This window comes from Streptomyces sp. NPDC087310 (assembly GCF_044744405.1).
Lineage (GTDB): Bacteria > Actinomycetota > Actinomycetes > Streptomycetales > Streptomycetaceae > Streptomyces.
On the sequence record NZ_JBIUYF010000011.1, the window covers coordinates 164,213 to 189,091 of the forward strand.

Annotated in this window: 20 protein-coding genes; 2 read left to right on the forward strand and 18 right to left on the reverse strand. The window is 70.9% G+C overall.

The genetic code is table 11. The annotated features are described in order from the left end of the window. Window positions 1-7 precede the first annotated feature (7 nt). Window positions 8-580, reverse strand: a complete 573-nt coding sequence (lspA, locus tag ACIO3P_RS35435; RefSeq protein WP_329826041.1) for a signal peptidase II — start codon at window positions 578-580, stop codon at window positions 8-10. 127 nt (window positions 581-707) lie between these two features. After that, window positions 708-1,631, reverse strand: a complete 924-nt coding sequence (locus tag ACIO3P_RS35440; protein WP_401850384.1) for a TraR/DksA family transcriptional regulator — start codon at window positions 1,629-1,631, stop codon at window positions 708-710. A gap of 639 nt (window positions 1,632-2,270) precedes the next feature. On the opposite strand from ACIO3P_RS35440, the gene ileS reads away from it, so the two are divergent. After that, window positions 2,271-5,414 (forward strand): isoleucine--tRNA ligase, encoded by a 3,144-nt coding sequence (gene ileS / locus ACIO3P_RS35445; RefSeq protein WP_329826315.1) that lies wholly within the window; start codon window positions 2,271-2,273, stop codon window positions 5,412-5,414. Window positions 5,415-5,842: 428 nt separating this feature from the next. Here ileS and ACIO3P_RS35450 read toward each other — a convergent pair whose 3' ends face one another. The 16 genes from ACIO3P_RS35450 to rsmH form a co-directional block, all read right to left on the reverse strand. Then, entirely contained in the window at window positions 5,843-7,111 is a 1,269-nt protein-coding gene (locus tag ACIO3P_RS35450; RefSeq protein ID WP_329826039.1) for a DivIVA domain-containing protein, read from the reverse strand. A 49-nt stretch (window positions 7,112-7,160) separates the two neighbouring features. Further along, entirely contained in the window at window positions 7,161-7,457 is a 297-nt protein-coding gene (locus ACIO3P_RS35455; protein WP_329826038.1) for a YggT family protein, read from the reverse strand. Between the two features lie 93 nt (window positions 7,458-7,550). Continuing rightward, window positions 7,551-8,162 carry a cell division protein SepF gene (locus tag ACIO3P_RS35460; RefSeq protein WP_329826037.1) on the reverse strand — a complete coding sequence of 204 codons (612 nt, stop codon included), beginning with the start codon at window positions 8,160-8,162 and terminating at the stop codon, window positions 7,551-7,553. Between the two features lie 124 nt (window positions 8,163-8,286). Next, on the reverse strand, window positions 8,287-9,006 hold the full coding sequence (locus tag ACIO3P_RS35465; protein WP_329826314.1) for a YggS family pyridoxal phosphate-dependent enzyme: 720 nt from the start codon (window positions 9,004-9,006) through the stop codon (window positions 8,287-8,289). Between the two features lie 23 nt (window positions 9,007-9,029). After that, entirely contained in the window at window positions 9,030-9,758 is a 729-nt protein-coding gene (gene pgeF / locus ACIO3P_RS35470; protein WP_329826036.1) for a peptidoglycan editing factor PgeF, read from the reverse strand. Next, window positions 9,755-10,966, reverse strand: coding sequence for a cell division protein FtsZ (ftsZ, locus tag ACIO3P_RS35475; protein WP_329826035.1), 1,212 nt, complete (start codon window positions 10,964-10,966; stop codon window positions 9,755-9,757). Before ftsZ ends, pgeF begins: the two co-directional genes overlap by 4 nt. Window positions 10,967-11,242: 276 nt before the next feature. Beyond that, window positions 11,243-12,034: an FtsQ-type POTRA domain-containing protein gene (locus ACIO3P_RS35480; RefSeq protein WP_329826034.1), complete on the reverse strand. Its 792-nt coding sequence runs from the start codon at window positions 12,032-12,034 to the stop codon at window positions 11,243-11,245. 22 nt (window positions 12,035-12,056) lie between these two features. Continuing rightward, window positions 12,057-13,151 (reverse strand): undecaprenyldiphospho-muramoylpentapeptide beta-N-acetylglucosaminyltransferase, encoded by a 1,095-nt coding sequence (gene murG, locus ACIO3P_RS35485; protein ID WP_329826033.1) that lies wholly within the window; start codon window positions 13,149-13,151, stop codon window positions 12,057-12,059. Between the two features lie 6 nt (window positions 13,152-13,157). After that, window positions 13,158-14,594 (reverse strand): putative lipid II flippase FtsW, encoded by a 1,437-nt coding sequence (ftsW, locus tag ACIO3P_RS35490; RefSeq protein WP_329826032.1) that lies wholly within the window; start codon window positions 14,592-14,594, stop codon window positions 13,158-13,160. Window positions 14,595-14,739: 145 nt separating this feature from the next. After that, window positions 14,740-16,146: a UDP-N-acetylmuramoyl-L-alanine--D-glutamate ligase gene (murD, locus tag ACIO3P_RS35495; protein ID WP_401850386.1), complete on the reverse strand. Its 1,407-nt coding sequence runs from the start codon at window positions 16,144-16,146 to the stop codon at window positions 14,740-14,742. Further along, window positions 16,143-17,213, reverse strand: coding sequence for a phospho-N-acetylmuramoyl-pentapeptide-transferase (mraY, locus tag ACIO3P_RS35500; protein WP_329826031.1), 1,071 nt, complete (start codon window positions 17,211-17,213; stop codon window positions 16,143-16,145). Before mraY ends, murD begins: the two co-directional genes overlap by 4 nt. Beyond that, window positions 17,210-18,640 (reverse strand): UDP-N-acetylmuramoyl-tripeptide--D-alanyl-D-alanine ligase, encoded by a 1,431-nt coding sequence (gene murF / locus ACIO3P_RS35505; protein WP_329826030.1) that lies wholly within the window; start codon window positions 18,638-18,640, stop codon window positions 17,210-17,212. The genes mraY and murF overlap by 4 nt, the downstream gene beginning before the upstream one ends. Window positions 18,641-18,644: 4 nt before the next feature. Then, window positions 18,645-20,246, reverse strand: coding sequence for a UDP-N-acetylmuramoyl-L-alanyl-D-glutamate--2,6-diaminopimelate ligase (locus tag ACIO3P_RS35510; RefSeq protein WP_329826029.1), 1,602 nt, complete (start codon window positions 20,244-20,246; stop codon window positions 18,645-18,647). Between the two features lie 164 nt (window positions 20,247-20,410). Then, complete coding sequence (locus ACIO3P_RS35515) at window positions 20,411-22,375, reverse strand: peptidoglycan D,D-transpeptidase FtsI family protein (RefSeq protein ID WP_401850388.1); 1,965 nt, start codon at window positions 22,373-22,375, stop codon at window positions 20,411-20,413. 4 nt (window positions 22,376-22,379) lie between these two features. Continuing rightward, window positions 22,380-22,877, reverse strand: a complete 498-nt coding sequence (locus ACIO3P_RS35520; RefSeq protein ID WP_401850389.1) for a cell division protein FtsL — start codon at window positions 22,875-22,877, stop codon at window positions 22,380-22,382. After that, the gene (rsmH, locus tag ACIO3P_RS35525; protein WP_329826026.1) at window positions 22,877-23,833 is read right to left on the reverse strand and encodes a 16S rRNA (cytosine(1402)-N(4))-methyltransferase RsmH; all 957 of its coding nucleotides are present in this window, start codon (window positions 23,831-23,833) and stop codon (window positions 22,877-22,879) included. Before rsmH ends, ACIO3P_RS35520 begins: the two co-directional genes overlap by 1 nt. A gap of 292 nt (window positions 23,834-24,125) precedes the next feature. Between rsmH and ACIO3P_RS35530 the strand changes: the two genes are divergently transcribed. Then, window positions 24,126-24,752: a carbonic anhydrase gene (locus tag ACIO3P_RS35530; RefSeq protein ID WP_329826025.1), complete on the forward strand. Its 627-nt coding sequence runs from the start codon at window positions 24,126-24,128 to the stop codon at window positions 24,750-24,752. Window positions 24,753-24,879 lie beyond the last annotated feature (127 nt).

A 24,879-nucleotide genomic window follows, 5' to 3' on the forward strand; every position in this document is an offset into this window, starting at 1 on the left:
CGGGTTCTCAGTCCTTGTGGACGGTCCCGTCGGGGTCGAGGCCGCGGAAGGAGAGCAGCACGATCAGGATGCCGCCGCAGACGATCGCGGAGTCCGCGAGGTTGAAGACCGCGAAGCGCGCCGGCGCGATGAAGTCCACCACGGCGCCCTGGAAGACCCCGGGCGAGCGGAAGATCCGGTCGGTGAGGTTGCCGAGCGCGCCGCCGAGCAGCAGCCCCAGCGCGATCGCCCAGGGCAGGCTGTAGAGCTTGCGCGCCAGCCGGGCGATCACCACGATCACCGTCGCCGCGATGATCGTGAAGATGACGGTGAACGCCTCGCCGATACCGAAGGCGGCGCCCGCGTTCCTGATCACCTCGAACTTCAGCAGATCGCCGATGACCTCGATCGGCTCCTGGTGCTCCAGCTCCGCCACCACCAGCATCTTGCTTCCGAGGTCCAGCAGATACGCCAGAACGGCCACGATGAAGAGCGCGAGGATCTTGCGCTTTCCCTTCGGCTGCTCGGCCGGGGCGGCAGCGTCGTCGTCACTGCCACTGTCAACGGACGGCGTACCGATGATGCGCTCCGCCTCTGCCACGTGAGTCCCTCAACTGCTGGAGTACTGGGTGCCTGACTGAGGACGAGGGTACGTCACCCCGGTACCCCCGTCCCCTAACCTCCGCCCGCCTTCGTACCGGGCACCAGGGCCGGCCGGAGAGAAGTCGCTACCCTCGCCGCTCCTGCTTCTGCTTGTCCTCCACGCAGAGGGTGGCCCGGGGGAACGCCTGCATCCTGGCCTTGCCGATCGGCTTGCCGCAGACCTCGCAGAGGCCGTACGTGCCCGAGTCGAGCCGCAGCAGCGCCCGCTCGGTCTGCTCCAGCATCTCGCGGGCGTTGGCGGCGAGGGACATCTCGTGCTCCCGCGTGATGTTCTTCGTACCGGTGTCCGCGTCGTCGTCACCGGCCCCGTCCCCGGAGTCCCGCATCAGTCCGGCCAGCGCGGCCTCCGACGAGGTGATCTCGGCGCTCAGCCGGGCGATCTCGCTCTCCAGCCCGGTGCGCGCCTCGGCGACCTCCTCCGGCGTCCAGGGGTCCTCGCCGGGCCGTACCGCCAGTTCCCCTGGCGGGGCCGCGGCGACCTGTGCCGTGGACACCGCCGCGGCGCCGGCCGCGCCCGCGCCGCCCGCAGTCTTCTTCGCTCCCACCGTGTTGGCTCCCGTCTGTTCCGCGGCCTGAGCCGCCCCCTCGGCCGCGGACGCGGCCTGCTTCGCAGGTGCCTTGCTCGCCGGCGTCTTCTTCGCAGGTGCCTTCTTCGCGGCCGACTTCCTGGTGGCCGCTTTCCTGCCCGGAGCCTTCTTCGCCGGCGCCTTCGTGTCCGGTGCGCTCTTCGCCGCGGTCATCTCGGCCGCGGTCTTCTTCGCGGTGGTCTTCTTCGCCGCCGTCTTCTTGGCTGCCGCCTTCTTCGCCGGTGCCTTCTTCGCGGTCGTCTTCCTGGCCGCCGTCTTCTTCGTGGCGGTCTTCTCCGTCGTCGCCTTCTTGGTCGTCTTCTTCGTCGTCTTCCCGGCCGCCGTCGTGCCGGCCGTCGTCTGCTGCGCCGCCGCGGGTTCCGCCACGGTCGTTTCCTTCGCGGCGGTCTTCTTCGCCACCATGGCCGCGGCCCCTTCACATAGCGCGATCTTGCTCGCGAATCGTGCTGGGACGATAAATCGACACCGGCCCCGCGGCAACGGGGCACGCCGCCTCTCCGGACCCTCCCCATGGCGTGAGAAGACCGGCCTCCATCCGTTGTGCCCAGCTCCCCGCCGGGTAATCCGCCGCCGGGTGCGCCACGCCGTGAGCGAGCGCCGGTGTAGCCGTTCGGGTCATACGCTCGGCCGTACGGCGCTCCCCCGCTCCCCCATTCCCTTCCGCACTCCCCTCCGCGCGCCCTGCCGGACCCGGGGCGGAAATCCGGTCGGCCGGCCGGGCGCCGCCCCGTACACTGGGCCCAGCGAGAGGCGTGGATGGGGACGAGTAGCGTCGTACGCGGCCATGAGCGACCCGGGGACGGTGAGAGCCCGGGGGCAGAGCGCGGCGTGAAGCATCACCCCGGAGCCGCCGGAAGAAAGCCCAGGTCACCGCGGGGCGAGTAGAACCGGCAGCGCGACCCCAATGAGGGGGCCACGGGCGGCCACGTCCGGGGCCAAGGAGGGTGGTACCGCGGGAGCCCAGCTCTCGTCCCTTCGACGGAGATGCCGCAGTTCCGCCGGAGGAAGCGCCCCATGACACCAGAACCCTCGCCGACGCCCGTGACCGGCCCCCGGTACCGCCAGGTGCCCGCCCAGGTCGACCTGCCCGCGCTGGAGCACGCCGTGCTCGACCTGTGGCGCGAGAACAAGGTATTCGAAAAGAGCCTCGAACAGTCCGAGGGCCGCCCCGAGTGGGTCTTCTACGAGGGCCCGCCCACCGCCAACGGCATGCCGGGCGCGCACCACATCGAGGCCCGCGTCTTCAAGGACGTCTTCCCGCGCTTCCGCACCATGCGCGGCTACCACGTGGCCCGCAAGGCCGGCTGGGACTGCCACGGCCTGCCCGTGGAGCTGGCCGTCGAGAAGGAGCTGGGCTTCACCGGCAAGCAGGACATCGAGGCGTACGGCATCGCCGCGTTCAACGCCAAGTGCCGCGAGTCCGTCACCCGGCACACCGACGCGTTCGCCGAGCTGACGACCCGCATGGGGTACTGGACCGATCTCGACAACGCGTACCGGACCATGGACCCGGAGTACGTGGACTCCGTCTGGTGGTCGCTCAAGGAGATCTTCGGCAAGGGCCGCCTCGTCCAGGACTACCGCGTCGCGCCCTGGTGCCCCCGTGACCAGACCGGGCTGTCCGACCACGAGCTGGCGCAGGGGTACGAGACGGTCGTCGACCCCTCGGTCTTCGTCCGCTTCCCGCTCACCTCGGGCCCGCTCGCCGGCGAGGCGTCCCTGCTGGTCTGGACGACGACCCCCTGGACGCTGGTGTCGAACACGGCGGTCGCCGCGCACCCCGACGTCCGGTACGTGGTCGCGACGGACGGCGCGGAGCAGCTCGTCGTCGCCGAGCCGCTGGTCGGCAAGGCGCTGGGCGAGGGGTGGGAGACCACCGGCGCGTCCTTCACGGGCCGCGAGATGGAGCGCTGGACGTACGACCGCCCCTTCGCCCTCGTGGACTTCCCGGCGGAGGCGCACTACGTCGTCAACGCCGAGTACGTGACGACGGAGGACGGTACGGGGCTGGTCCACCAGTCCCCCGCCTTCGGTGAGGACGACCTCAAGGTCTGCCGCGCGTACGGTCTCCCCGTCGTGAACCCGGTCCGCCCCGACGGCACGTTCGAGGCGGACCTCCCGCTGGTCGGCGGCGTCTTCTTCAAGAAGGCCGACGAGACCCTCACGGCGGACCTGAAGGAGCGCGGCCGGCTCTTCCGTCATGTGCCGTACGAGCACAGCTACCCGCACTGCTGGCGCTGCCACACCGCGCTCCTCTACTACGCGCAGCCGTCCTGGTACATCCGTACGACGGCCGTCAAGGACCGCCTCCTGGAGGAGAACGAGCGGACGAACTGGTTCCCGGACTCGGTCAAGCACGGCCGGTACGGCGACTGGCTGGACAACAACGTCGACTGGGCGCTGTCCCGCAACCGCTACTGGGGCACCCCGCTGCCGATCTGGCGCTGCGAGGACGACCACCTCACGTGCGTCGGCTCGCGCGCCGAGCTGACGGAGCTGACCGGCACCGACCAGAGCGCGCTCGACCCGCACCGCCCGTTCATCGACGCGGTGACCTTCACCTGCCCGCAGGACGGCTGCGAACTGACCGCCGTCCGCGTCCCCGAGGTCATCGACGCCTGGTACGACTCGGGTTCCATGCCGTTCGCGCAGTGGGGCTACCCGTACCGGAACAAGGACCTCTTCGAGAAGCGCTACCCGGCGCAGTTCATCTCGGAGGCGATCGACCAGACCCGCGGCTGGTTCTACACGCTGATGGCCGTCGGCACGCTCGTCTTCGACAAGTCGAGTTACGAGAACGTCGTCTGCCTCGGCCACATCCTCGCCGAGGACGGCAGGAAGATGTCCAAGCACCTGGGCAACATCCTCCAGCCGATCCCGCTCATGGACCAGCACGGCGCGGACGCGGTCCGCTGGTTCATGGCGGCCGGCGGCTCCCCGTGGTCGGCGCGGCGCGTGGGCCACGGCACGATCCAGGAGGTCGTGCGCAAGACCCTCCTCACGTACTGGAACACGGTCGCCTTCCAGGCGCTGTACGCCCGTACGTCCGACTGGGCGCCGAGCGCCGCCGACCCGGCCCCGGCCGACCGGCCGCTGCTCGACCGCTGGCTGCTGAGCGAACTGCACGCGCTGGTCGACCAGACCACTCAGGCGCTGGAGGCGTACGACACGCAGCGGGCCGGCAAGCTGCTCTCGGCCTTCGTCGACGACCTGTCCAACTGGTACGTACGCCGCTCGCGCCGCCGCTTCTGGCAGGGCGACAAGGCGGCGCTGCGCACGCTGCACGACGTGGTCGAGACGGTGACACGGCTGATGGCCCCGCTGACCCCGTTCATCACGGAGCGGGTCTGGCAGGACATGGTCGTACCGGTCGACGTGGACGCGCCCGAGTCGGTGCACCTGGCGTCCTGGCCGGAGGCGGACCTGTCGGTGATCGACCCGACGCTCTCCCGCCAGATGGCGCTGGTACGGCGGCTGGTGGAGCTGGGCCGCGCGACGCGGGCCGAGTCGGGGGTGAAGACCCGTCAGCCGCTGTCGCGGGCGCTGATCGCCGCGACGGGCTTCGACGCGCTCTCGTCCGAACTGCGCGCCCAGATCACGGAGGAGCTGAACGTCTCCGCGCTGGCGACCCTCTCCGAGGTGGGCGGCTCGCTGGTCGACACGACGGCGAAGGCGAACTTCCGCGCGCTGGGCAAGCGTTTCGGCAAGGGCGTCCAGGCGGTGGCGAAGGCGGTCGCCGAGGCGGACGCGGCGGCTCTCTCCGCGGCGCTCCGCGACGGTACGGCGTCGGTGACCGTGGACGGCGAGAGCGTCTCGCTCGCCCCGGACGAGGTCATCATCACGGAGACCCCGCGCGAGGGCTGGTCGGTCGCCTCCGACTCCGGCGCGACGGTCGCCCTGGACCTGGAGATCACCCCGGAGCTGCGCCTGGCGGGCCTGGCCCGCGACGCGATCCGCCTGATCCAGGAGGCCCGCAAGAACAGCGGCCTGGACGTGGCGGACCGGATCGCGGTGCGCTGGACCTCGACGGACGAGGCGACGACGGAGGCGCTGACGGCGCACACACCGCTGATCTCGGACGAGGTCCTGGCGACGGACTTCACCCCGGGCGAGGCGGACGACACGTACGGCACCCCCTTCGAGGACGAGGGCCTGTCCCTCACCTTCCGCCTCCGCAAGGCGTAACCCCCCGTCCCGGGCCCCCGCCAGCCTCTCCCGGGCCCCCTCAAGCCCGTCCGGCTTGAGGGGGCTTTTCCAGCCCGTCCGGCGCTTGAGGACACCTTTCAGCCCGTCCGGCGCTTGAGGACGCTTTCCAGCCCGTCCGGCTTGAGGGGGCTTTTCCAGCCCGTCCGGCGCTTGAGGACGCTTTCCAGCCCGTCCGGCGCTTGAGGACCGGGGCCCGGGGCGGAGCCCCGGTTCGGGAAGGGGCGGGTAGGGGAGAGCCCCGCGCAGCGGCCCCCACCCGCCCCGGCGCCCGAACCGCCCAGGCACAGGCACCCGCACCCGCACCCGCACCCGCACCCGCACCAACAAAAGGGCCGGGCCCAGGACACAAGTCCCGGGCCCGGCCCTTCAAGCTGCCGACGGCTACGCGTACCGCACGCGCACTCCCGTCAGTTGTCGTCCTCGTCGATCAGGAACCCGCGCATCGGCGACGGCGCCTGCTGCATCGGCTGCGGCGCCTGCGGCCGTACCGGTGCCATCGGCTGCGTCATCGCGGGCGACATCTGCTGCTGCCCGCCGTACGACGGACCCTGCGAAGGACCACCCATCGAGGGGCCGCCCATGGACGGGCCGCCGCTCATGCTGTGACCCATCGCGCCCGCGCCGGCCGGAGCCATGGAGGGCGACGGCGGCAGCGAGGCGGTCGCCGGGGTGCGCGGCGGGGCCAGCGAGTCGTCCGCCTGGGTCTCCAACTGCCGGAGCTGGCTCTCCAGGTAGGACTTCAGCCGCGTACGGTACTCGCGCTCGAAGCCGCGCAGGTCCTCGACCTTGCGCTCCAGCGTCGCGCGCGCGGACTCCAGGGAGCCCATCGCCACGCGGTGCTTCTCCTGCGCGTCCCGCTCCAGCGCGTCCGCCTTGGCGCGCGCGTCGCGCTCCAGGCCCTCGGCGCGGCTACGCGCCTCGCCCACGATCTTGTTGGCCTCGGAACGCGCCTCGGCGATCGCCTGGTCGGCGGTCTGCTGGGCGAGCGAGAGTACGCGCGCGGCACTGTCGCCGCCGGGACCCTGACCGGGCTGGCCCATCTGCGGACCGTGACCGCCCATGGGGCCACCCATCGGACCGCCCATGGGGCCGCCCTGCTGCTGCATGGGGCCGCCCTGGCCCATCGGACCACCCTGGCCCATGGGTCCACCCTGACCCATCGGACCGCCCTGGCCCATGGGGCCGCCCTGCATGGGGCCACCCTGCTGCTGCATGGGGCCGCCCTGCATCGGGCCGCCCTGCTGCTGCATGGGGCCGCCCTGGCCCATCGGGCCCGGGCCGTGCTGCTGCTGGCCGCGCGGGTCGTGGCCCTGCGGGCCCTGGCCGTGGGCGCTCGGGCCGGCCGGGAGCTGCGGTGCGCCACCGGGCAGTTGGGGCGGGCCCATCTGCGGGGGCTGCTGCTGTTGCGGCGGTCCGGATATGGCGGCGGGTACCGGGGCCCCGGGGCGATCCTGCTGCTCGGGCGGCTTGCGCATGGACTGCTGCTGCTGGTTCTGCGCGGCGGCACGCGTCGCGGCGGCCAGTTTGGCGCGCAGGTCCTCGTTCTCGCGGAGCAGGCGGGTCAGTTCGGCCTCGACCTCGTCGAGAAAGGCATCGACCTCGTCCTCGTCGTAGCCTTCTCGGAGGCGGACGGTTGTGAACTGCTTGTTCCGCACGTCCTCGGGGGTCAACGGCATCTCTTCTTCACCTCTACGTAGTCGTCGGCAGTCGGCAAGACCGTTTCGTTCACATTCCCCTCGCAAGGTTGCTGACAACCGTGATGAGGATGTAAACGATGATCATCAGAACGAAGAAGGACAGGTCGAGTGCCACGCCCCCGAGACGCAGCGGCGGAATGAACCGCCGCAGAAGCTTGAGCGGTGGATCGGTGACAGTGTAGGTGGCCTCCAGAATGACCACCATCGCCTTGCCGGGCTGCCATGAGCGCGCGAACTGGAAGACGTAGTCCATGACCAACCGGAAAATCAGCACGATGAGGAAGCACATCAGCGCGATGTAGACCACCTGTAGTGCGATGCCCATCCCGCTGCTTCCCTCTCCCCTGGCTCACTCTGGTTCCGGTCGCTCCGGCGGGCCGTTCCCGCCGCGCAACCGGGTCGTTCCCGGTGCTGTGTTCTAGCTCTGGTTGAAGAACCCGCCCTCTGCGATGCGGGCCTTGTCCTCCGCCGTGACATCGACGTTAGCAGGAGAGAGCAGGAACACCTTCTGCGTCACGCGCTCAATGCTGCCATGGAGACCGAAGACGAGTCCCGCGGCAAAGTCGACAAGTCGCTTCGCGTCCGTGTCGTCCATCTCCGTGAGATTCATGATCACCGGAGTGCCCTCGCGGAAGTGTTCCCCGATGGTACGGGCCTCGTTGTAGGTCCTCGGGTGCAGCGTGGTGATGCGGTAGGGCTCCCGCTCTGACACGACCTTGGGCATGATCACCGGTGCGTTCTTCTCCAGGCTGGGACGTTCAGGTGTGATGGATGCCACGGGGGCGATTCGTGCCGGACGTCCGCTTTCCGCCGCTAGCGGAACCGGCTCGCGCTCGCGCTGCGCGGGCGGTTGGGGCACACGCACGGGTTCTTCCCGCTCGGGCTGGTGTACGGGCTGGTGACGCCGGTGCTCACGTTCCGGCTCCGGCTCGGGTTCGAAATCATCGTCGGGGTCGAAGCCCCGGCCGTCGTACCCATCGTCCTCCACGAGGCCGAGGTAGACCGCCATCTTGCGCATCGCGCCGGCCATGCTCTGGGTCCTCCGCTCTGTGGTGGATCGGCCTCGTCACCAAGTGCCCTCGATCCACTGGGTCTGACCGCCTTTCGGCGGAAATGACCATATTTTCTGCTGTGGTCCGACTCGCTTCGCGACGTTACCCGAGCCGAGGTCGGTCTCCGAGTACCGCCGTACCGACGCGTACATGTGTCGCTCCCGCCGCTACCGCGTCCTCAAGGTCCGCACTCATCCCTGCTGAGACCATGTTCGCAGCCGGATGGTCCGCCCGCAGGCGGGATGACAATTCCAGCAACCGGTCGAACGCGGCCCGTTGCCGGCCCGCGTACGGACCGGCCAGCGGCGCCACGGTCATCAGACCGCCGAGCCGCAGCCCCGGTGCGTCGGCCACCGCGGCGGCCAACTCCTCGATCCCGTCGGGCGCCGCACCACCCCTCGCCCCGCGCTCACCGGACTCGGCGTCGAGGGCGACCTGAAGCAGGCAGCCGACCTCACGCTCCGTACGTACCGCCGCGGCGGAGAGCGCGGAGACAAGCTTGACACGATCGACAGATTGCACCACATCGGCGTAACTGGCTACGGAACGGACCTTGTTCGTCTGCAATTGACCCACAAAATGCCAGGTCAGCGACAAATCTTCACAAGCCGCCGCCTTGGGGGCGGCGTCCTGGTCGCGGTTCTCCGCGACCTGCCGCACCCCGAGTTCATGGAGCAGCCGGACATCGCTCGCGGGGTAGGTCTTGGTGACCACGATCAGGGTCACCTCCTCCCGCGCGCGGCCCGCGGCGGCGCAGGCGGCGGAGATCCGCCGCTCCACCGTCGCCAGATTTCCGGCGAGTTCGACCCTTCGGTCCGCCATGCCCTTCATGTCCGCCATGTCCATCAGGCCAGCCAGACATAGCCGGCGAGCCGGCCGGTCACGCGGTCGCGGCGGTACGAGTAGTGGTCGTCCGATTCCCGGGTGCAGATCTCCGAGCGCCGCCGGTCCAGGACACCGAGGGACGCGAGCTGGGCGTGCACTCCGCCGACGACATCGACGGACGGTGTCCCCCAACTGGTCTCGGCCCCGGCCTCCGGTACGGCGGCGGCGACCTCGTCCCGCATCGCCGCCGGGACTTCGTAGCAGCGCCCGCAGACGGCGGGGCCGGTGCGGGCGGTGATCCTGGCCGGGTCGGCGCCGAGCGAGACCATCGCCTCGACGGCGGCGGGGACGACGCCAGCGACCAGTCCGGGACGTCCCGCGTGGGCCGCGGCGGCGATCCCGGCGACCGGGTCGGCCAGCAGGACGGGGACGCAGTCCGCGGTGAGTACGGCGAGGGCGAGCCCGCGCCGTACGGTGACGACCGCGTCGACGGCCGGGATGTCCTCGGTCGTCCACGGTCCTTCGGTGACGGCGACGTCGCGGCCGTGCACCTGGTTCATCCAGACGACCCGCGCGGGGTCGATCTCCAGGGACTTCGCCGCGAGGTCCCGGTTGGCCAGGACGGCGGCGGGGTCGTCACCGACCGCGCCGCCGAGGTTGAGCTCACCGAACGGAGCGGCGCTCACCCCGCCCCACCGGTCGGTGAAGGCGAAGTGCGCGCCGCTCAGCTCTTCGTACTGTCGTATCACTTCAGGAAGTCCGGGACATCCAGTTCCTCGGCCTGGCTGTCCGGGAACGGACGGGCCGGCGGGACCTGCGGCGGGTTGACCGTCGTGAGCGGCTTCTCGCCGACCGGGGTCGGGTCGACCCGGATCTGGCTCTCCTCGCGCGGCGGCACCGTACCGAGCCCGCTGCCGGAACGGCCGGTGTCGGCCGAGCGGTTCGGGGCCTGCTGCTCGTCGCGCTTGCCGGAGCCCGCGCCGAGCACGGTCTCGCGCCGGGTCGGCGGCTGTCCGCCGTCGAAGCCCGCCGCGATGACGGTGACCCGTACCTCGTCGCCCAGGGCGTCGTCGATGACGGCGCCGAAGATGATGTTGGCCTCGGGGTGGGCGGCCTCGCTGACGAGCTGCGCGGCCTCGTTGATCTCGAAGAGACCGAGGTCGGAGCCGCCGGAGATGGAGAGCAGCACCCCGCGGGCGCCGTCGATGGACGCTTCGAGGAGCGGCGAGGAGATCGCCATCTCCGCGGCGGCCACCGCGCGGTCGTCGCCGCGGGCGGAGCCGATGCCCATGAGCGCCGAGCCGGCCTCGGACATCACGGACTTCACGTCGGCGAAGTCCAGGTTGATCAGCCCGGGGGTGGTGATGAGGTCGGTGATCCCCTGGACACCCGACAGCAGCACCTGGTCCGCGGACTTGAACGCGTCGAGCACGCTGACCTGGCGGTCCGAGATGGAGAGCAGCCGGTCGTTGGGGATGACGATGAGGGTGTCGACCTCTTCGCGGAGTTCGGCGATGCCGTCCTCCGCCTGGTTGGCGCGACGCCGGCCCTCGAAGGTGAACGGCCGGGTGACCACACCGATCGTGAGGGCGCCGAGCGAGCGCGCGATGTTGGCCACGACGGGCGCGCCGCCGGTGCCGGTGCCGCCCCCCTCGCCCGCGGTGACGAAGACCATGTCGGCCCCCTTGAGGACCTCCTCGATCTCCTCGCGGTGGTCCTCCGCCGCCTTGCGGCCGACCGCCGGGTTGGCGCCGGCGCCGAGGCCACGGGTGAGTTCCCGGCCGACGTCGAGCTTGACGTCGGCGTCGCTCATCAACAGGGCTTGCGCGTCCGTGTTGATCGCGATGAACTCGACGCCCTTGAGACCGACCTCGATCATTCGGTTGATGGCATTGACACCACCGCCGCCGACACCGATGACCTTGATGACTGCGAGGTAGTTCTGCGGTGCTGCCACGTCGAAGGCCTCTCGCCTCGATTTACGTGTCGTCGCGGCGCTGATGTGGCGCCGCGGCGACTGATGCCGATGGGACGGTCCGAAACGCCGACCCAAACCCTCACGTTGAAGTTCAGGGTTACCAGTGTGTCCGCTTCTTGGACTCTTCCGAACAGGACACTAAGTCGACAAGTGGCGCGCGTTCAACGAACACGCCGAACCTCCCGTTTTTCTTTTCACCCTATGTGATCACCCATAGCGCTGACCAACCAGGGTGCTGGCCAGCGCATATGTCCGTCAACTCCCTGACGCGGCAGGTGCCGTGGGTGCGCTCACATCGAAGTGCTCCGCCTTGGGGACCGCTTTCATGAGGGCGGCGAGCGCACGCGCCTTGGCCGCGCCGTCCTCACCGCTTCCCCACATCACCGTACGTCCGCCGGTCAGCTCCAGGGAGATGGAATCGTATGAACGGACCTGGAGGGCCCTCGTCTCCCTGGCTACGCCGCCGGGGAGTTCGCTCCGGACGGCCACCGCCTCGCGCATCAGCCGGTCGGTTCCGAAGCGATCGGAACCGGCCGATCGGCCGACCGTCATTTTCAGGAGGGGAACACCGGCGGGCGCCTTGTCGACGGTGGCGAAATGGACACCCTCGGCGTCCATTTCGATGAACTTCGCACCCTTTTCGATGAGCAGCGCGGGTTTACGTTCGATCACTTTCAGACTGATCCCGTCCGGCCACGACCGGGTGACGTCGACGGAGTCGATCCGGGGCAGCTCCCGTCGCAGCCGGGCCTCCACCGCGTCCGTGTCGACGGAGACCAGCGGCTCCCCGAGGGGCACCGCCGCCACCGACTCGACCTCGGCGCGGGTGAGCACCCCGGTGCCGGAGGTGGTCACCTTCCCGACGCGGAGCCACTGGGAGCCGTAGAGCGCCCAGAGGACCCCGCCGGCCACCAGGACCGCGGCGGTCACCGCGAGCAGCAGCCGGGGGCGCGGCAGCCGGAACCTGCCGCCCCCGCCCCCTTCGCCGGGGTGGCCGGAGGCCGGCTTCGGTCGTGCGCCGCGCTCGGCGGTCGTCCCTCCGGCCACGCTGCTGCCTCCTGCCTCCCGCCTACGCCCTTCGGCGTGCGGCGATCGCCTCGTACACCATGCCGACCAGCAGCTCGTCGGCGTCCCTGCGGCCGAACTCCGCCGCCGCGCGCGACATCTCGAACAGCCGGTGCGGATCGGCGAGCACCGGAAGCACCTGGCTCTGGATCCACTCGGGCGTCAGTTCCGCGTCGTCGACCAGCAGTCCGCCGCCGGCCTTCACCACCGGCTGGGCGTTGAGCCGCTGTTCGCCGTTGCCGATGGGCAGCGGGACGTAGGCGGCGGGCAGTCCGACGGCGGAGAGTTCGGCGACGGTCATCGCGCCCGCGCGGCAGAGCATCATGTCGGCCGCGGCGTACGCGAGGTCCATCCGGTCGACATACGGTACCGGGATGTAGGGCGGCATACCGGGCATGTTGTCCACGCGCGGCATTTCGTTCTTCGGACCGACCGCGTGCAGGATCTGGATCCCGGAGCGCTGGAGCACGGGGGCGATCTGCTGGATCACCTCGTTGAGCCGGCGCGCGCCCTGCGAGCCGCCGGAGACCAGGAGCGTCGGCAGGTTGGGGTCGAGCCCGAAGGCGGCGCGCGCCTCGGGGCGCACCCGGGCGCGGTCGAGGGTGGCGATGGTGCGGCGCAGCGGGATGCCGATGTAACGCGCGTCACGCAGCTTGCTGTCGGGCGTGGAGACGGCCACCGCGGCCGCGTACCGCGAGCCGATCTTGTTGGCGAGTCCGGGCCTGGCGTTGGCCTCGTGGACGATGATCGGCACCCCGAGCCGTTTGGCGGCCAGGTAGCCGGGCAGCGCGACATAGCCGCCGAAGCCGACGACGCAGTCCGCCTTGGTGCGCTCCAGGATCTGCTCGGCGGCCTTGATCGTGCCGCGCAGCCTCCCCGGTACGGTGATCAGTTCGGGGGTGGGCCTGCGCGGCAGCGGTACGGCGGGGATGAGCCCGAGTTCGTAACCGCGCTCGGGTACGAGCCTGGTCTCCAGTCCGCGCTCCGTGCCGAGGGCCGTGATCCCCACGGTGGGGTCCTGCCTGCGCAGGGCATCCGCGAGGGCGAGCGCGGGCTCGATGTGGCCGGCGGTCCCCCCACCGGCGAGTACGACATGCACCGAAATTCACCGCTCTCCGGACGGACGCTTCTTGACGCGCCGTCTCATCGTCTTCCAACTCACCCCGGCCCGCTTCCTGCCGAAGACAGGCTGCCGCATGGCCAGGGCCGCCTTCGCGGCGGGATCCTCCCGTGCGAACGCGATCAGCAGCCCGACCGCGAACATCGCCGGCAGCAGGGCCGACCCTCCGTAGGAGAACAGCGGGAGCGGGACTCCGGCGATCGGCAGCAGGCCGAGCACCGCACCGATGTTGATCACGGCCTGCACCGTGATCCAGGTGGTCACACCTCCCGCGGCGTACCTCACGAAGGGGTCCTCCGTGCGTCCGGCCACGCGAATACCCGCATAGCCTAGAGCCGCGAACAGCGCGAGTACCGACAGCGTCCCCGCCAGCCCCAGTTCCTCCCCGGTGATGGCGAAAATGAAGTCGGTGTGCGGTTCGGGCAGTTGACCCCACTTTTCCACACTCGCGCCGAGGCCGGAACCGAACCATCCGCCGGAGGCGAGGGCGTAGATTCCGTGGACCGCCTGCCAGCACTGCCCCTCGGGTCCCAGGTCCTTCGCGGCGATACAGCCGAACCGGTCCAGCCGGTTCTGGCTGGTCTGGATGAGCATGACGCCGATCAGCGCGGCGACGCCGAGGACTCCGGCGAAGAGCCGGGTGGGGGCGCCGGCCAGCCAGAGCAGCCCGAAGAGGATCGCGGTGAGGATGATCGCGGTGCCCATGTCGCCGCCGAGCATGATCAGTCCGAGCAGCAGGAAGCCGCCGGGGACCAGCGGCACCAGGAGATGTTTCCACTGGGTCAGCAGCCGTCTGTCGTTCTTGCGGGCGAGCAGGTCGGCGCCCCACAGCACGAGGGCGAGCTTGGCGAACTCACTGGGCTGGAGCTGGAACGGGCCGCCGAAGTAGATCCAGTTCTGGTTTCCGTTGACGGACCGCCCTATCCCGGGGACCTGGACGAGCACCATCAGGAAGACGCTGGAGACCAGCATGGGGTACGAGAGGGCCCGGTGCAGCTTGACGGGCATCCGGGAGGCGGCCAGCAGCAGCGCGGCGCCGATGACCACCGCGAGGAACTGTTTGCGGAAGAAGTACGTCGCGGGCAGCGAGTTCTGGAGCGCGTAGATCATCGACGCGGAGTAGACCATCACAAGGCCCAGCACGGTGATCAGCAGGCCGCTGCCGAGGATCAGGTAGTAGGCGGTGAGCGGCCGGTCCCAGGCCCGCCTCAGCCGCTCGTAGAGGCGCCTGGTGCGGGCGCCGCGGGGCGGGCGGGGTCCCCGGCTCCGCGCCGTGCGCCGGGCCGCGGGCGGCCTGCGTACGGCGGCTCCCGGGGCCCTGCCGCGGAGTGCGGGCCCTCCCCCGGTCGCGGGCACTCCCGCGAGGCTCCAGCGGGGCGTCACGGGCCCGCGTTCCCGGTCCGCGGTGTCATCGGCCGGCATCGTCGCTGTCCCCTCCAGTCGTGCCTGGCGCGGCCGTCACGGCTGTCGCGGATGTCGCGGCGTTCGGCGGGCCGGGGCGTGTTCCCGGGGCCGCCGCTGTCGCGGCCCCGCGGAACAGTTCAGCACGGCGCGCGGGCCGGACCGGTCAGGCTTGCTCATCCAGGGCGAGTACCGCGTCGGCGAACGCCTCGCCCCGCTTGTTGTAGTTGACGAACATGTCCATGGAGGCGCAGGCGGGGGCCATCAGGACCGTGTCCCCCGGCCGCGCGAGGCGCCCCGCTTCACGGACGGCCGCCGACATCGCCCCAGTGTCCGTCCGGTCGAGGTCCACGACCGGGACTTCGGGGGCGTGTCGCGCGAGTGCTTCGCGGATCAGGGCCCGGTCGGCGCCGATCAGCACCACGCCGCGCAGCCGTTTCGCGGAGGCGGTGACGAGGTCGTCGAAGGACGCGCCCTTGGCGAGTCCGCCCGCGATCCAGACGATCGGGTCGTACGCGGCCAGGGATGCCTCCGCGGCGTGCGTGTTGGTGGCCTTGGAGTCGTCGATGTACGTGACGCCCCCGATCTCCGCGACGCGCTCGATCCGGTGCGGGTCCGGATGGAACGCGCGCAGTCCGTCGCGTACGGCGGCGGGTTCGACCCCGTACGCGCGGGCGAGGGCCGCGGCGGCGAGCGCGTTGGCGACGTTGTGCGGGGCCGGCGGGTTCACGTCGGAGACCTGGGCGAGTTCCTGGGCCTGTTCGCGGCGGTTCTCGACGAAGGCCCGGTCGACCAGGATGCCGTCCACGACGCCGAGTTGGGAGGGGCCCGGGGTGCCGAGGGTGAAGCCGATCGCCCGGCAGCCCTCCTCGACGTCGGCCACGCGCACCAGGTCCTCGGTGGCCGGGTCGGCCGCGTTGTAGACGCAGGCGACGGTGTTGCCCTCGTAGACGCGGCCCTTGTCGGCGGCGTACGCCGCCATGGAGCCGTGCCAGTCGAGGTGGTCGGGGGCGAGGTTGAGCACGGCCGCGGAGTGGGCGCGCAGGCTCGGCGCCCAGTGGAGCTGGTAGCTGGACAGCTCGACGGCGAGGACGTCGTACGTCTCCTCGCCGGTGACGGCGTCCAGCAGCGAGACGCCGATGTTGCCGACGGCGGCCGTGCGCAGCCCCGCGGCGGCCAGGATCGAGGCGAGCATCCTGACCGTCGTGGTCTTGCCGTTGGTGCCGGTGACGGCCAGCCAGGGGGCCGCGCCGGGCTCCCGCAGGCGCCAGGCCAGCTCGACATCGCCCCAGATCTCCACGCCGGCCGCCGCGGCGGCCGTGAAGAGGGGCTTGTCGGGCTGCCAGCCGGGGGCCGTGACGATCAGCTCGGTGGCCTCGGGCAGGGTCGCCCCGTCGCCGAGGCGCACCGTCACGCCGAGCTTCTCCAACTCGGCGGCCTGGGCGCGGGCCCGCTCGTCGTCCTTGTCGTTGACGACGGTGACGACTGCGCCCAGGCCGTGCAGCACCCGGGCCGCCGGGATCCCGGAGATCCCGAGACCCGCGACGGTGACCCGCTTGCCCTGCCAGTTCACTTCTCTGCCGCCCAGCCCGCGTAGAAGAGTCCGAGACCGACGATGACGCACATGCCCTGGATGATCCAGAAGCGGACCACCACAAGGACTTCGGACCACCCCTTGAGTTCGAAGTGGTGCTGGAGGGGTGCCATCCGGAAGACGCGCTTGCCGGTCATCTTGAAGGAGCCGACCTGGATGACCACCGACATGGTGATCATCACGAAGAGGCCACCGAGGATCGCCATCAGGAACTCCGTGCGGGAGCAGATCGCCAGACCGGCGAGCGCGCCGCCGAGCGCGAGCGATCCGGTGTCCCCCATGAAGATCTTGGCGGGCGAGGTGTTCCACCACAGGAAGCCGAAGCAGGAGCCCATCAGGGCGGAGGCGACGACCGCGAGGTCGAGTGGATCGCGTACCTCGAAACAGGCGTTGGGGTTGGTCAGGGTCAGCGCGTTGGCGCAGGACTCCTGGAACTGCCACAGCCCGATGAACGTGTACGCGCCGAAGACCATCACCGAGGCGCCGGTGGCCAGGCCGTCCAGACCGTCCGTCAGGTTCACGCCGTTGGACATGGCGAGAATCATGAACAGCGCCCAGACGACGAAGAGCACCGGGCCGATCGACCAGCCGAAGTCCGCGACGAACGACAGCTTGGTGGAGGCCGGGGTGTTGCCCCGGTAGTCGGCGAACTGCAGCGAGAGCACCGCGAAGGCGATACCGACGATGAGCTGGCCCGCCATCTTGGCCTTGGCCCGCAGCCCCAGCGACCGCTGCTTCACGATCTTGATGTAGTCGTCGAGGAACCCGACGAGCCCCATCCCGCCCATCAGGAACAGGACGAGCAGTCCGGAGAAGCTCGGGGGCTCGCCGGTGATGACCTTCGCCAGGGCGTACGCGATGAGCGTGGCCAGGATGAAGGCGATGCCGCCCATCGTGGGCGTGCCCTTCTTGCTGCCGTGGGTACGGGGTCCGTCGTCCCGGATGAACTGCCCGTACCCCTTCCGGGCCAGCAGCTTGATCAGCAGTGGAGTGCCGATCAGGGTGAGGAAGAGCCCGATGGCTCCCGCGAAGAGGATCTGCCTCATCGGCCGGCGACCTCGCCCTCGGTGGCGTTCTCCAGCAGTGCCTGGGCGACCTTTTCGAGGCCGACCGACCTGGAAGCCTTCACCAGCACGACGTCTCCCGGACGCAGTTCACTGCGCAACAGGTCGATCGCCGCCCGCGCGTCGGACACGTGCACCGACTCCTCACCCCACGAACCCTCGTTGTAAGCGCCCAATCGCAGCCAGGACGCTTCCCTGCCCCCGACTGCCACGAGCTTGCTGACGTTGAGCCGGACGGCGAGCCGTCCGACCGCGTCGTGCTCGGCGAGCGACGCGTCACCCAGCTCGGCCATCTGCCCGAGCACCGCCCACGTACGGCCCCCCTCGGCGCGTGAGGCACCACCCATGGCGACCAGCGCACGGAGCGCCGCTCTCATGGATTCGGGGTTCGCGTTGTAGGCGTCGTTGACGATCGTCACGCCGTCCGAGCGCTCGGTGACCTCCATACGCCAGCGGGAGAGGGTCCCCGCCTCGGAGAGCGCCACGGCGATCTCGTCGACGGACATGCCCAACTCATGAGCGACGGCGGCCGCGGCGAGCGCGTTCGACACGTGGTGCTCACCGTACAGCCGCAGCGTCACCTCGCTGCACCCGGAGGGTGTTCGAAGGCTGAACGCGGGCTGTCCGGTGGCTGTGAGACGGACGTTCTCTGCCTGTACGTCTGCTTCGCCCGACTCCCCGAAGAGCACGACGCGCGCTTTTGTGCGCGACGCCATGGCGCGAACCAGTGGGTCGTCGGCGTTGAGCACGGCCACACCGCCGTCGGCGGCGGACGGCAGGGACTCGACCATTTCGCCCTTGGCCTGGGCGATCTGTTCCCGGCCGCCGAACTCGCCGATGTGCGCGGTGCCGACGTTCAGGACGAGTCCGACGGTGGGCGGGACGAGTCCGGTGAGGTAGCGGATGTCCCCGATGTACCGGGCGCCCATTTCGAGCACGAGGAAGCGGGTGTCCTCCTCGGCGCGGAGCGCCGTGATGGGCAGCCCGATCTCGTTGTTGAGGTTGCCGTCCGGCCAGACCGTGGGGCCCGCACGCCGCAGGAGCTGCGCGATCAGGTCCTTGGTGCTGGTCTTTCCGGCCGATCCGGTCAGCGCGACGGTGGTGGCGCCGAGGCGCTTCACCACGGTGCGTGCGAGGGCGCCGAGGGCCTGGACGACATCGTCGACGACGATGGCGGGCACGCCGACGGGGCGGGTGGCCAGTACGGCCACCGCGCCCGTCTCGACGGCGCGCCGCGCGTAGTCGTGGCCGTCGACGCGGTCGCCGGCGAAGGCGGCGAAGAGGCCGCCCGGCTCGACGGCGCGGGAGTCGTACACGACGGGGCCGGTGACACGGACGGCCGGATCCGGTATGTCGTGCGGCTGCCCGCCGACGATTTCGGCGATCTCGGCGAGGGAGAGGGCGATCACTGGGTCATCCCTGACTGTTGTTCTCGTTGCGGGCGCGGGACGGGGGGCGCTGCCCGCCGGGGTCTGCGTCGTGGCGCAGGGAGCGCTCGATGGCCTCGCGCAGGACCTGGCGGTCGTCGAAGGCGCGTACCACTCCGGCGACGTCCTGACCCTGCTCGTGGCCCTTGCCCGCGATCAGTACGGTGTCGTCGGCCCCGGCGCGTGCGACGGCCGCGGCGATGGCGGCGGCCCGGTCGGAGTCGATCAGGACGTCCCCGCGCTCGTGGACGGGCACCTCGGCGGCGCCGGCGAGCATCGCGGCGAGGATCGCCAGCGGGTCCTCGCCGCGCGGGTTGTCGGAGGTGAGGACGGCGGTGTCGGCGAGGCGCGCGGCGGCGGCGCCCATCGGCCCGCGTTTGGTCCGGTCGCGGTCGCCGCCGCAGCCGAGGACGATGTGCACCTTGCCCTTGGTGACCTTGCGCAGGGAGCGCAGCACCGATTCGACGGCGTCCGTCTTGTGCGCGTAGTCGACGACGGCCAGGTACGGCTGTCCGGCGTCCACGCGCTCCAGCCGGCCGGGAACGCCGGGGACGGCGGCGATGCCGTCGGCGGCGGTCTGCGGGTCGATCCCGGCGACGGCCAGGGTGACGATCGCGGCGAGGGTGTTGGCGACGTTGAACGGGCCCGGCAGCGGCGCCTCGGCGGTGACGCGCTCGCCGCGGGGGCCGACGGCGGTGAAGGTGGAGCCGTGCGAGCCGACCTGGACGTCCTCGGCGCGCCAGTCGGCGTCGGGGTGGCCCTCGGCGGAGAAGGTCGTGACGGGGACGCCGGACTCGGTGGAGAGCCGGAGGCCGTACGCGTCGTCGACGTTCACGACGCCGGTCCTGCTGCGCTCGGGGGTGAACAGCCGCGCCTTGGCCTGGAAGTAGTCCTCCATGTCGGAGTGGAACTCCATGTGCTCCGGGCTGAGGTTGTTGAAGACGGCGACGTCGAAGACGCAGCCGTCGACCCGGCCGAGCACGAGGGCGTGGCTGGAGACCTCCATGGCGACCGAGCGGACACCGCGTTCGCGCATGACCGCGAAGAGCGCCTGGAGGTCGGTGGCCTCGGGGGTGGTGCGCTCCGACTTGAGGCGCTCGTCCTCGATGCGCGTCTCCACGGTGCCGATGAGGCCCGTACGGTGGCCGGCGCCGCGCAGTCCGCCCTCGACGAGGTAGGCCGTGGTGGTCTTGCCCGAGGTACCGGTGATGCCGATCTGGAGCAGGTCGGTGCCGGGGTTCCCGTAGATCGCGGCGGCGAGTTCGCCCATGCTGCCGCGGGGGTCGGGCACGGTCAGGACGGGCAGTCCGGTGGCGGCGGCGCGGTCGGCGCCGGTCGGGTCCGTGAGGATCGCGACGGCTCCGAGGTCCGCGGCCTGGCCCGCGAAGTCCGCCCCGTGGAGGCGGGCGCCGGGCAGCGCGGCGTACACGTCCCCGGGGCGCACGGCGCGCGAGTCGTGGGTGATCCCGGTCGCTTCGCCGGGTCCGGCCGCCGTGGCGCCCGGTGCCTCGGCGCCCAGCCGGGCGGCCAGCTCGGCGAGTGAGGTCGGGCGGACCCGGTCCGGACGGGGCGTCCCCGGAGTGTTCACAGGGGCGTCCTTGGAGGGGGTTCGGTACTGATCAGCTTGTGGCACGGCGGTGAGCGTACCGGGGTGGACGGGCGCCGGGCCACGTGAGGCGGGCTGGTGCGCGGGCGGATCCGGGTGGTTCCCGGAACCGGAGGTGATCGTTGTCACTGGGGCTTTCCCTGGGGTCACTCGCCGGGTTTGAAGCTGACCGGCAGCCGGGCGGGTTTGCTGCCGGTCGGTTCGACCCGCAGTGTCTTGAGAGCGAACTCCATGACCTTCTTGTAGATGGGTCCGCAGATCTGTCCGCCGAAATAACTGCCGCTCGTGGGGTTCTGGATGGCGCAGTAGACGGTGATCTGCGGGTCGTCGGCGGGCGCGAATCCGGCGAAGGAGGCGGTGTAGCCCTTGTAGACGCCGAGCTTCGGGTCGACCCGGTTGGCCGTACCGGTCTTGCCCGCGATGCGGTAGCCGGGGATCTGTGCCTTGGTGCCGGTGCCCTCCACGTCGGCGACGACCGACTCCATCATGGTGGCCACCGTCCTGGCGGTCTTCTCGCTGACGACCCTCGTCTTCTTGGGGGCGGGCGCCGCGGTGAAGCGGTTGTCGGGGCCGTTGGTGCCGCGGATCAGGGTGGGTTCGATCCGTACGCCGCCGTTGGCGATGGTCGAGTAGACCGAGGCGGCCTGCATGGCGTTGAGGGAGAGCCCCTGGCCGAAGGGGATCGTGTACTGCTGCGAGGTGGACCAGTCCTTCGGCGGGGCGAGGATGCCGCGGGTCTCACCCGGGTAGCCGAGGCCGGTGGGCTGTCCGATGCCGAACTTGTCGAGGTAGGAGTGGAGCACCTTGTTGGCCTCGGGCTGGGTCTTGCCGAGCTGCCCGGTGGCCAGGATGGTGCCGATGTTGCTGGACTTGGCGAGGACGCCGTTGAGCGTCAGGTACCAGGTGGGGTGGTCGATGTCGTCCTTGAAGAGCCGGTCGCCGCGGTGCAGCCGGTTGGGGACGACGACATGGGTGCCGGGGGTGGCCGCCTCCTCCTCCAGGACGGCGGCCATGGACATCACCTTGGCGGTGGAGCCGGGCTCGTACGCGTCCTGGAGCGCCGCGTTGCCCATGGAGGCGGAGTTGGCCTGGGCGAGGTCGTTGGGGTCGAAGCCGGGGGCGTTGGCCATGGCGAGGACCTCGCCGGTCCTGGTGTTCTGGACCACCACGTAGCCGCGGTCGGCCTTGGACTGCTTCGCCTGGTCGGCGATGGCCTGCTGGGCCGCCCACTGGATGTCCCGGTCGATGGTCAGCTCGATGTCCGAGCCGGGTACGGCAGGGGTCTCGCGGGAGCTGGCGGTGGGGACCCGGCGTCCGCCGGACTGGGCGTAGGTGACCTTGCCGTCCTCGCCCGCGAGCTCCTTGTCGAGCATGGACTCGATGCCGCCGCCGCCACGCCCCGCGGCGTTGACGTATCCGAGTATCCCGGCGGCGAGGTCTCCGTTGGGGTAGACCCGCTTGCTGCTGGTCTCCTGGAAGACGCCCGCCAGCACGCTGACGGCGCCGTCGGCGGACTTCTCCTTGCTCGCCTTCTCGGCGAGCACCCGCTTGAGGTCCTTGATCTGGTTCCAGACCTGCGGGGTCTGGCGGCGGGCCAGCACCGCGTAGCGGGACTTGGGGGTCTTGAGCTTCTTGGCGAGTTCGCCGGTGTCGGCGCCGAGGATCGGCGCGAGCAGGGCCGCGGCCTGTTCGGGGGCGTCGGGGATCTTGCTGAAGTCGGGGGTGAACATCGACGGGTCGGCGGTGATGTCGTACGCGTCGTCGCTGGTGGCGAGCGCGACACCGGACCGGTCGGTGATCTGGCCGCGCTCGGCGGCGATGGTGTGGCTGAGGTAGCGGCTCTTCTCCGCCTTGGCCGCGTACGCGCTGGCGTCGACGGCCTGCACCTGGAGCAGCCGGACGACGAACACCAGCATGACGAGCGTCAGGCCGAGGCCGACCAGCCGGAGCCGGGGGCGGGGGCTGCCGAGCTGGATCCGGCGCGGGGCGCGGGAGCCGTTACGGGGACGGCGCGGCGCCGGGCGGGCGGCGGGGCGGGGCGGGGTGCGCCCGCCGCTGCCGGAGCGCGCGGGGTTCGGCACCCGGCGGCGCGGTGGTTCCTTGGGGGGCACTGCGTCACCTGCCGGAGGTCGTCGGGGCCGGCGTACCGGATGCCGGTGCGGGGGACGGCGAGGTCTCCTCCATGACGGAGGGCCGGGGGGCGGGCCGTACGGAGAGCTGGGCGGAGGGCTGGGCCGACGGCCCGTCCCCGGCCGCGCCGGGGAGGCCGCGTACCGTACCGTCCGGATTGAGGAAGGCCGGGCTGCCGCCGGGGACCATGCCCAGCTCGCGGGCGCGCCGCTCCAGCGCGTACGGGGCGGAGAGGTCGTCCACGTCCCGTTGCAGCGCCTGCTGTTCGTCGGTGAGGTCGGTGGTGCGCTTCTTCAGGTCGGTCAGTCTGAACGACCCTTCGCTGAGGGCGGAGTTCAGCAGCAGCAGGGCGATCAGGCCGCCCCCGAGGAGCAGCACGACCAGCAGGACGAAGGGGGTGCGGGCCGCCGAGCTGTTCCCGGCGGGCAGCACCTCGGCGAGGCGTGCGGCCCGCCCCTTCAGTTGCTTGGCCGGCCCCTTCATCACTGGACGTCCTCCCGGATCCGCTGCGCCCCCCGCAGCCGGGCGGGGGCCGCGCGGCGGTTCTCCGCGACCTCTTCCTCGGTGGGGAGTTCCGCGCCGCGGGTGAGCAGCTTCAGCCGGGGCTGGTAGCGCTCGGGGACGACGGGCAGGCCGGGCGGCGCCGTGTTGGCGGCCCCGGCCGCGAAGACCTGCTTGACCAGGCGGTCTTCCAGCGAGTGGTACGAGAGGACGGCGATCCGGCCGCCGACGGCGAGGCTCCGTACGGCGGCGGGGACCGCCTGTTCCAGGACGGAGAGTTCGCCGTTGACCTCGATGCGCAGGGCCTGGAAGGTGCGCTTGGCGGGGTTGCCGCCGGTGCGCTTGGCGGCCTGCGGGAGGGAGTCACGGATCAGCTCGACGAGCCGGGCGCTGTGGCTGAAGGGCTCCTTGTCGCGCTCCCTGACGACCGCGGACACGATGCGCTTGGCCTGCTTCTCCTCGCCGTACGCGCGCAGGATGCGCACCAGTTCGCCGGGCGGGTAGGTGTTGAGGACCTCCGCGGCGCTGACGCCGGTCGTCTGGTCCATCCGCATGTCGAGCGGCGAGTCCTGGGCGTACGCGAAGCCGCGGTCGGCCTCGTCGAGCTGCATCGAGGAGACGCCGAGGTCGAAGAGGACGCCCTGGACGCGGCGGATGCCCAGGTCGTCGAGGACGTCGGGCAGTTCGTCGTAGACGGCGTGCACGAGCGTGGCCCGGTCCCCGTAGGGGGCGAGGCGTTCGCCGGAGAGCCGCAGCGCCTCCTGGTCGCGGTCGAGCGCGACGAGCCGTGCGGCGGGGAAGGCGGCGAGCAGCGCCTCGCTGTGTCCGCCGAGGCCGAGGGTGCAGTCGACGACGACGGCGCCGGGCTCGGCGAGGGCGGGGGCCAGCAGGTCGAGGCACCGCTGGAGCATCACCGGTACATGCCGGACCTGGTTCATGCGCCCTCTCAAGTACGGACGGTCGTACGTACCACCGAGCGGGAAGGGGCCGAGCCGCACGTACGCCGCGTTATGCGGGAAAATTCGGGATGCGTTCTGGCACGTGTTCAGGGTGTGTCCGTGAACTTCGCGCCACTTTAGTCCACGCTTCCCGGTGGTTCCGGGCCACCCGGCCGGTCAGCGCGTCGCGGGGTGTTCGGCTGCCGGTCCGCCGGTCGGTCCGCGAATGCCGTTCTTCACCCGTTCGGCTGCACGGTACTCGACCTTGTGGGTTAGCTCACACCAAGCCTCGATGGTGTTCTTTGTCCCCTCCCACAGCGGGCTTCCCCCACCGGTGACGACTAACGTCACAGGTATGCCGACTTCCGCACATCTCCCCGCAGAGCCCTCAGGGGCCCCCGCCGGTGCGGCCCGCACCGGCGGCACCGTCACCGACCGCCTCGTCGACGCGAACAGCGCGTACGCGGCCGGCTTCAGCGATCCGGGCATGGACGCCAGGCCCGTGCTCCAGGTCGCCGTGGTCGCCTGCATGGACGCCCGGCTCGACCTGCACGACGCGCTGGGCCTCTCGCTCGGTGACTGTCACACCATCCGTAACGCGGGGGGTGTCGTCACGGACGACGTGATCCGCTCGCTCACCATCAGCCAGCGGGCGCTGGGGACACGCAGTGTCGTCCTGATCCACCACACCGGCTGCGGTCTGGAGAGCCTCACCGAGGAATTCCGGCACGAGCTGGAGATGGAGGTCGGCCAGCGGCCCGCGTGGGCCGTCGAGGCGTTCCGTGACGTCGATCAGGACGTGCGGCAGTCGATGCAGCGAATACGAACCTCGCCGTTCCTTCCGCACACCGACGACGTACGCGGCTTCGTCTTCGACGTGAAGACCGGGCTGCTGCGGGAAATCGATCCCGCGGGCTGAGCAGGACCGCCCTGCCCGTACGTATGGAACGGGGGCGTTGACCGGCCCCGAAAGGCAGCAAAGCAGACAGGGACCCACCGACTTATCCACAGGCGGATGACACGAAGCGGTAACGGCGACGAGAATG

Bases quoted from the DNA above. Each gene is read 5' to 3' on its own strand.
- ACIO3P_RS35440 (WP_401850384.1), bottom strand. From the start codon at position 1,631: ATGGTGGCGAAGAAGACCGCCGCGAAGGAAACGACCGTGGCGGAACCC.
- rsmH (WP_329826026.1), bottom strand. From the start codon at position 23,833: ATGAACCAGGTCCGGCATGTACCGGTGATGCTCCAGCGGTGCCTCGAC.
- ACIO3P_RS35530 (WP_329826025.1), top strand. From the start codon at position 24,126: ATGGTGTTCTTTGTCCCCTCCCACAGCGGGCTTCCCCCACCGGTGACG.
- ACIO3P_RS35460 (WP_329826037.1), bottom strand. From the start codon at position 8,162: ATGGCCGGCGCGATGCGCAAGATGGCGGTCTACCTCGGCCTCGTGGAG.
- ACIO3P_RS35455 (WP_329826038.1), bottom strand. From the start codon at position 7,457: ATGGGCATCGCACTACAGGTGGTCTACATCGCGCTGATGTGCTTCCTC.
- ACIO3P_RS35520 (WP_401850389.1), bottom strand. From the start codon at position 22,877: ATGAAGGGGCCGGCCAAGCAACTGAAGGGGCGGGCCGCACGCCTCGCC.
- ftsW (WP_329826032.1), bottom strand. From the start codon at position 14,594: ATGCCGGCCGATGACACCGCGGACCGGGAACGCGGGCCCGTGACGCCC.
- ACIO3P_RS35465 (WP_329826314.1), bottom strand. From the start codon at position 9,006: ATGGCGGACCGAAGGGTCGAACTCGCCGGAAATCTGGCGACGGTGGAG.
- mraY (WP_329826031.1), bottom strand. From the start codon at position 17,213: ATGAGGCAGATCCTCTTCGCGGGAGCCATCGGGCTCTTCCTCACCCTG.
- ACIO3P_RS35450 (WP_329826039.1), bottom strand. From the start codon at position 7,111: ATGCCGTTGACCCCCGAGGACGTGCGGAACAAGCAGTTCACAACCGTC.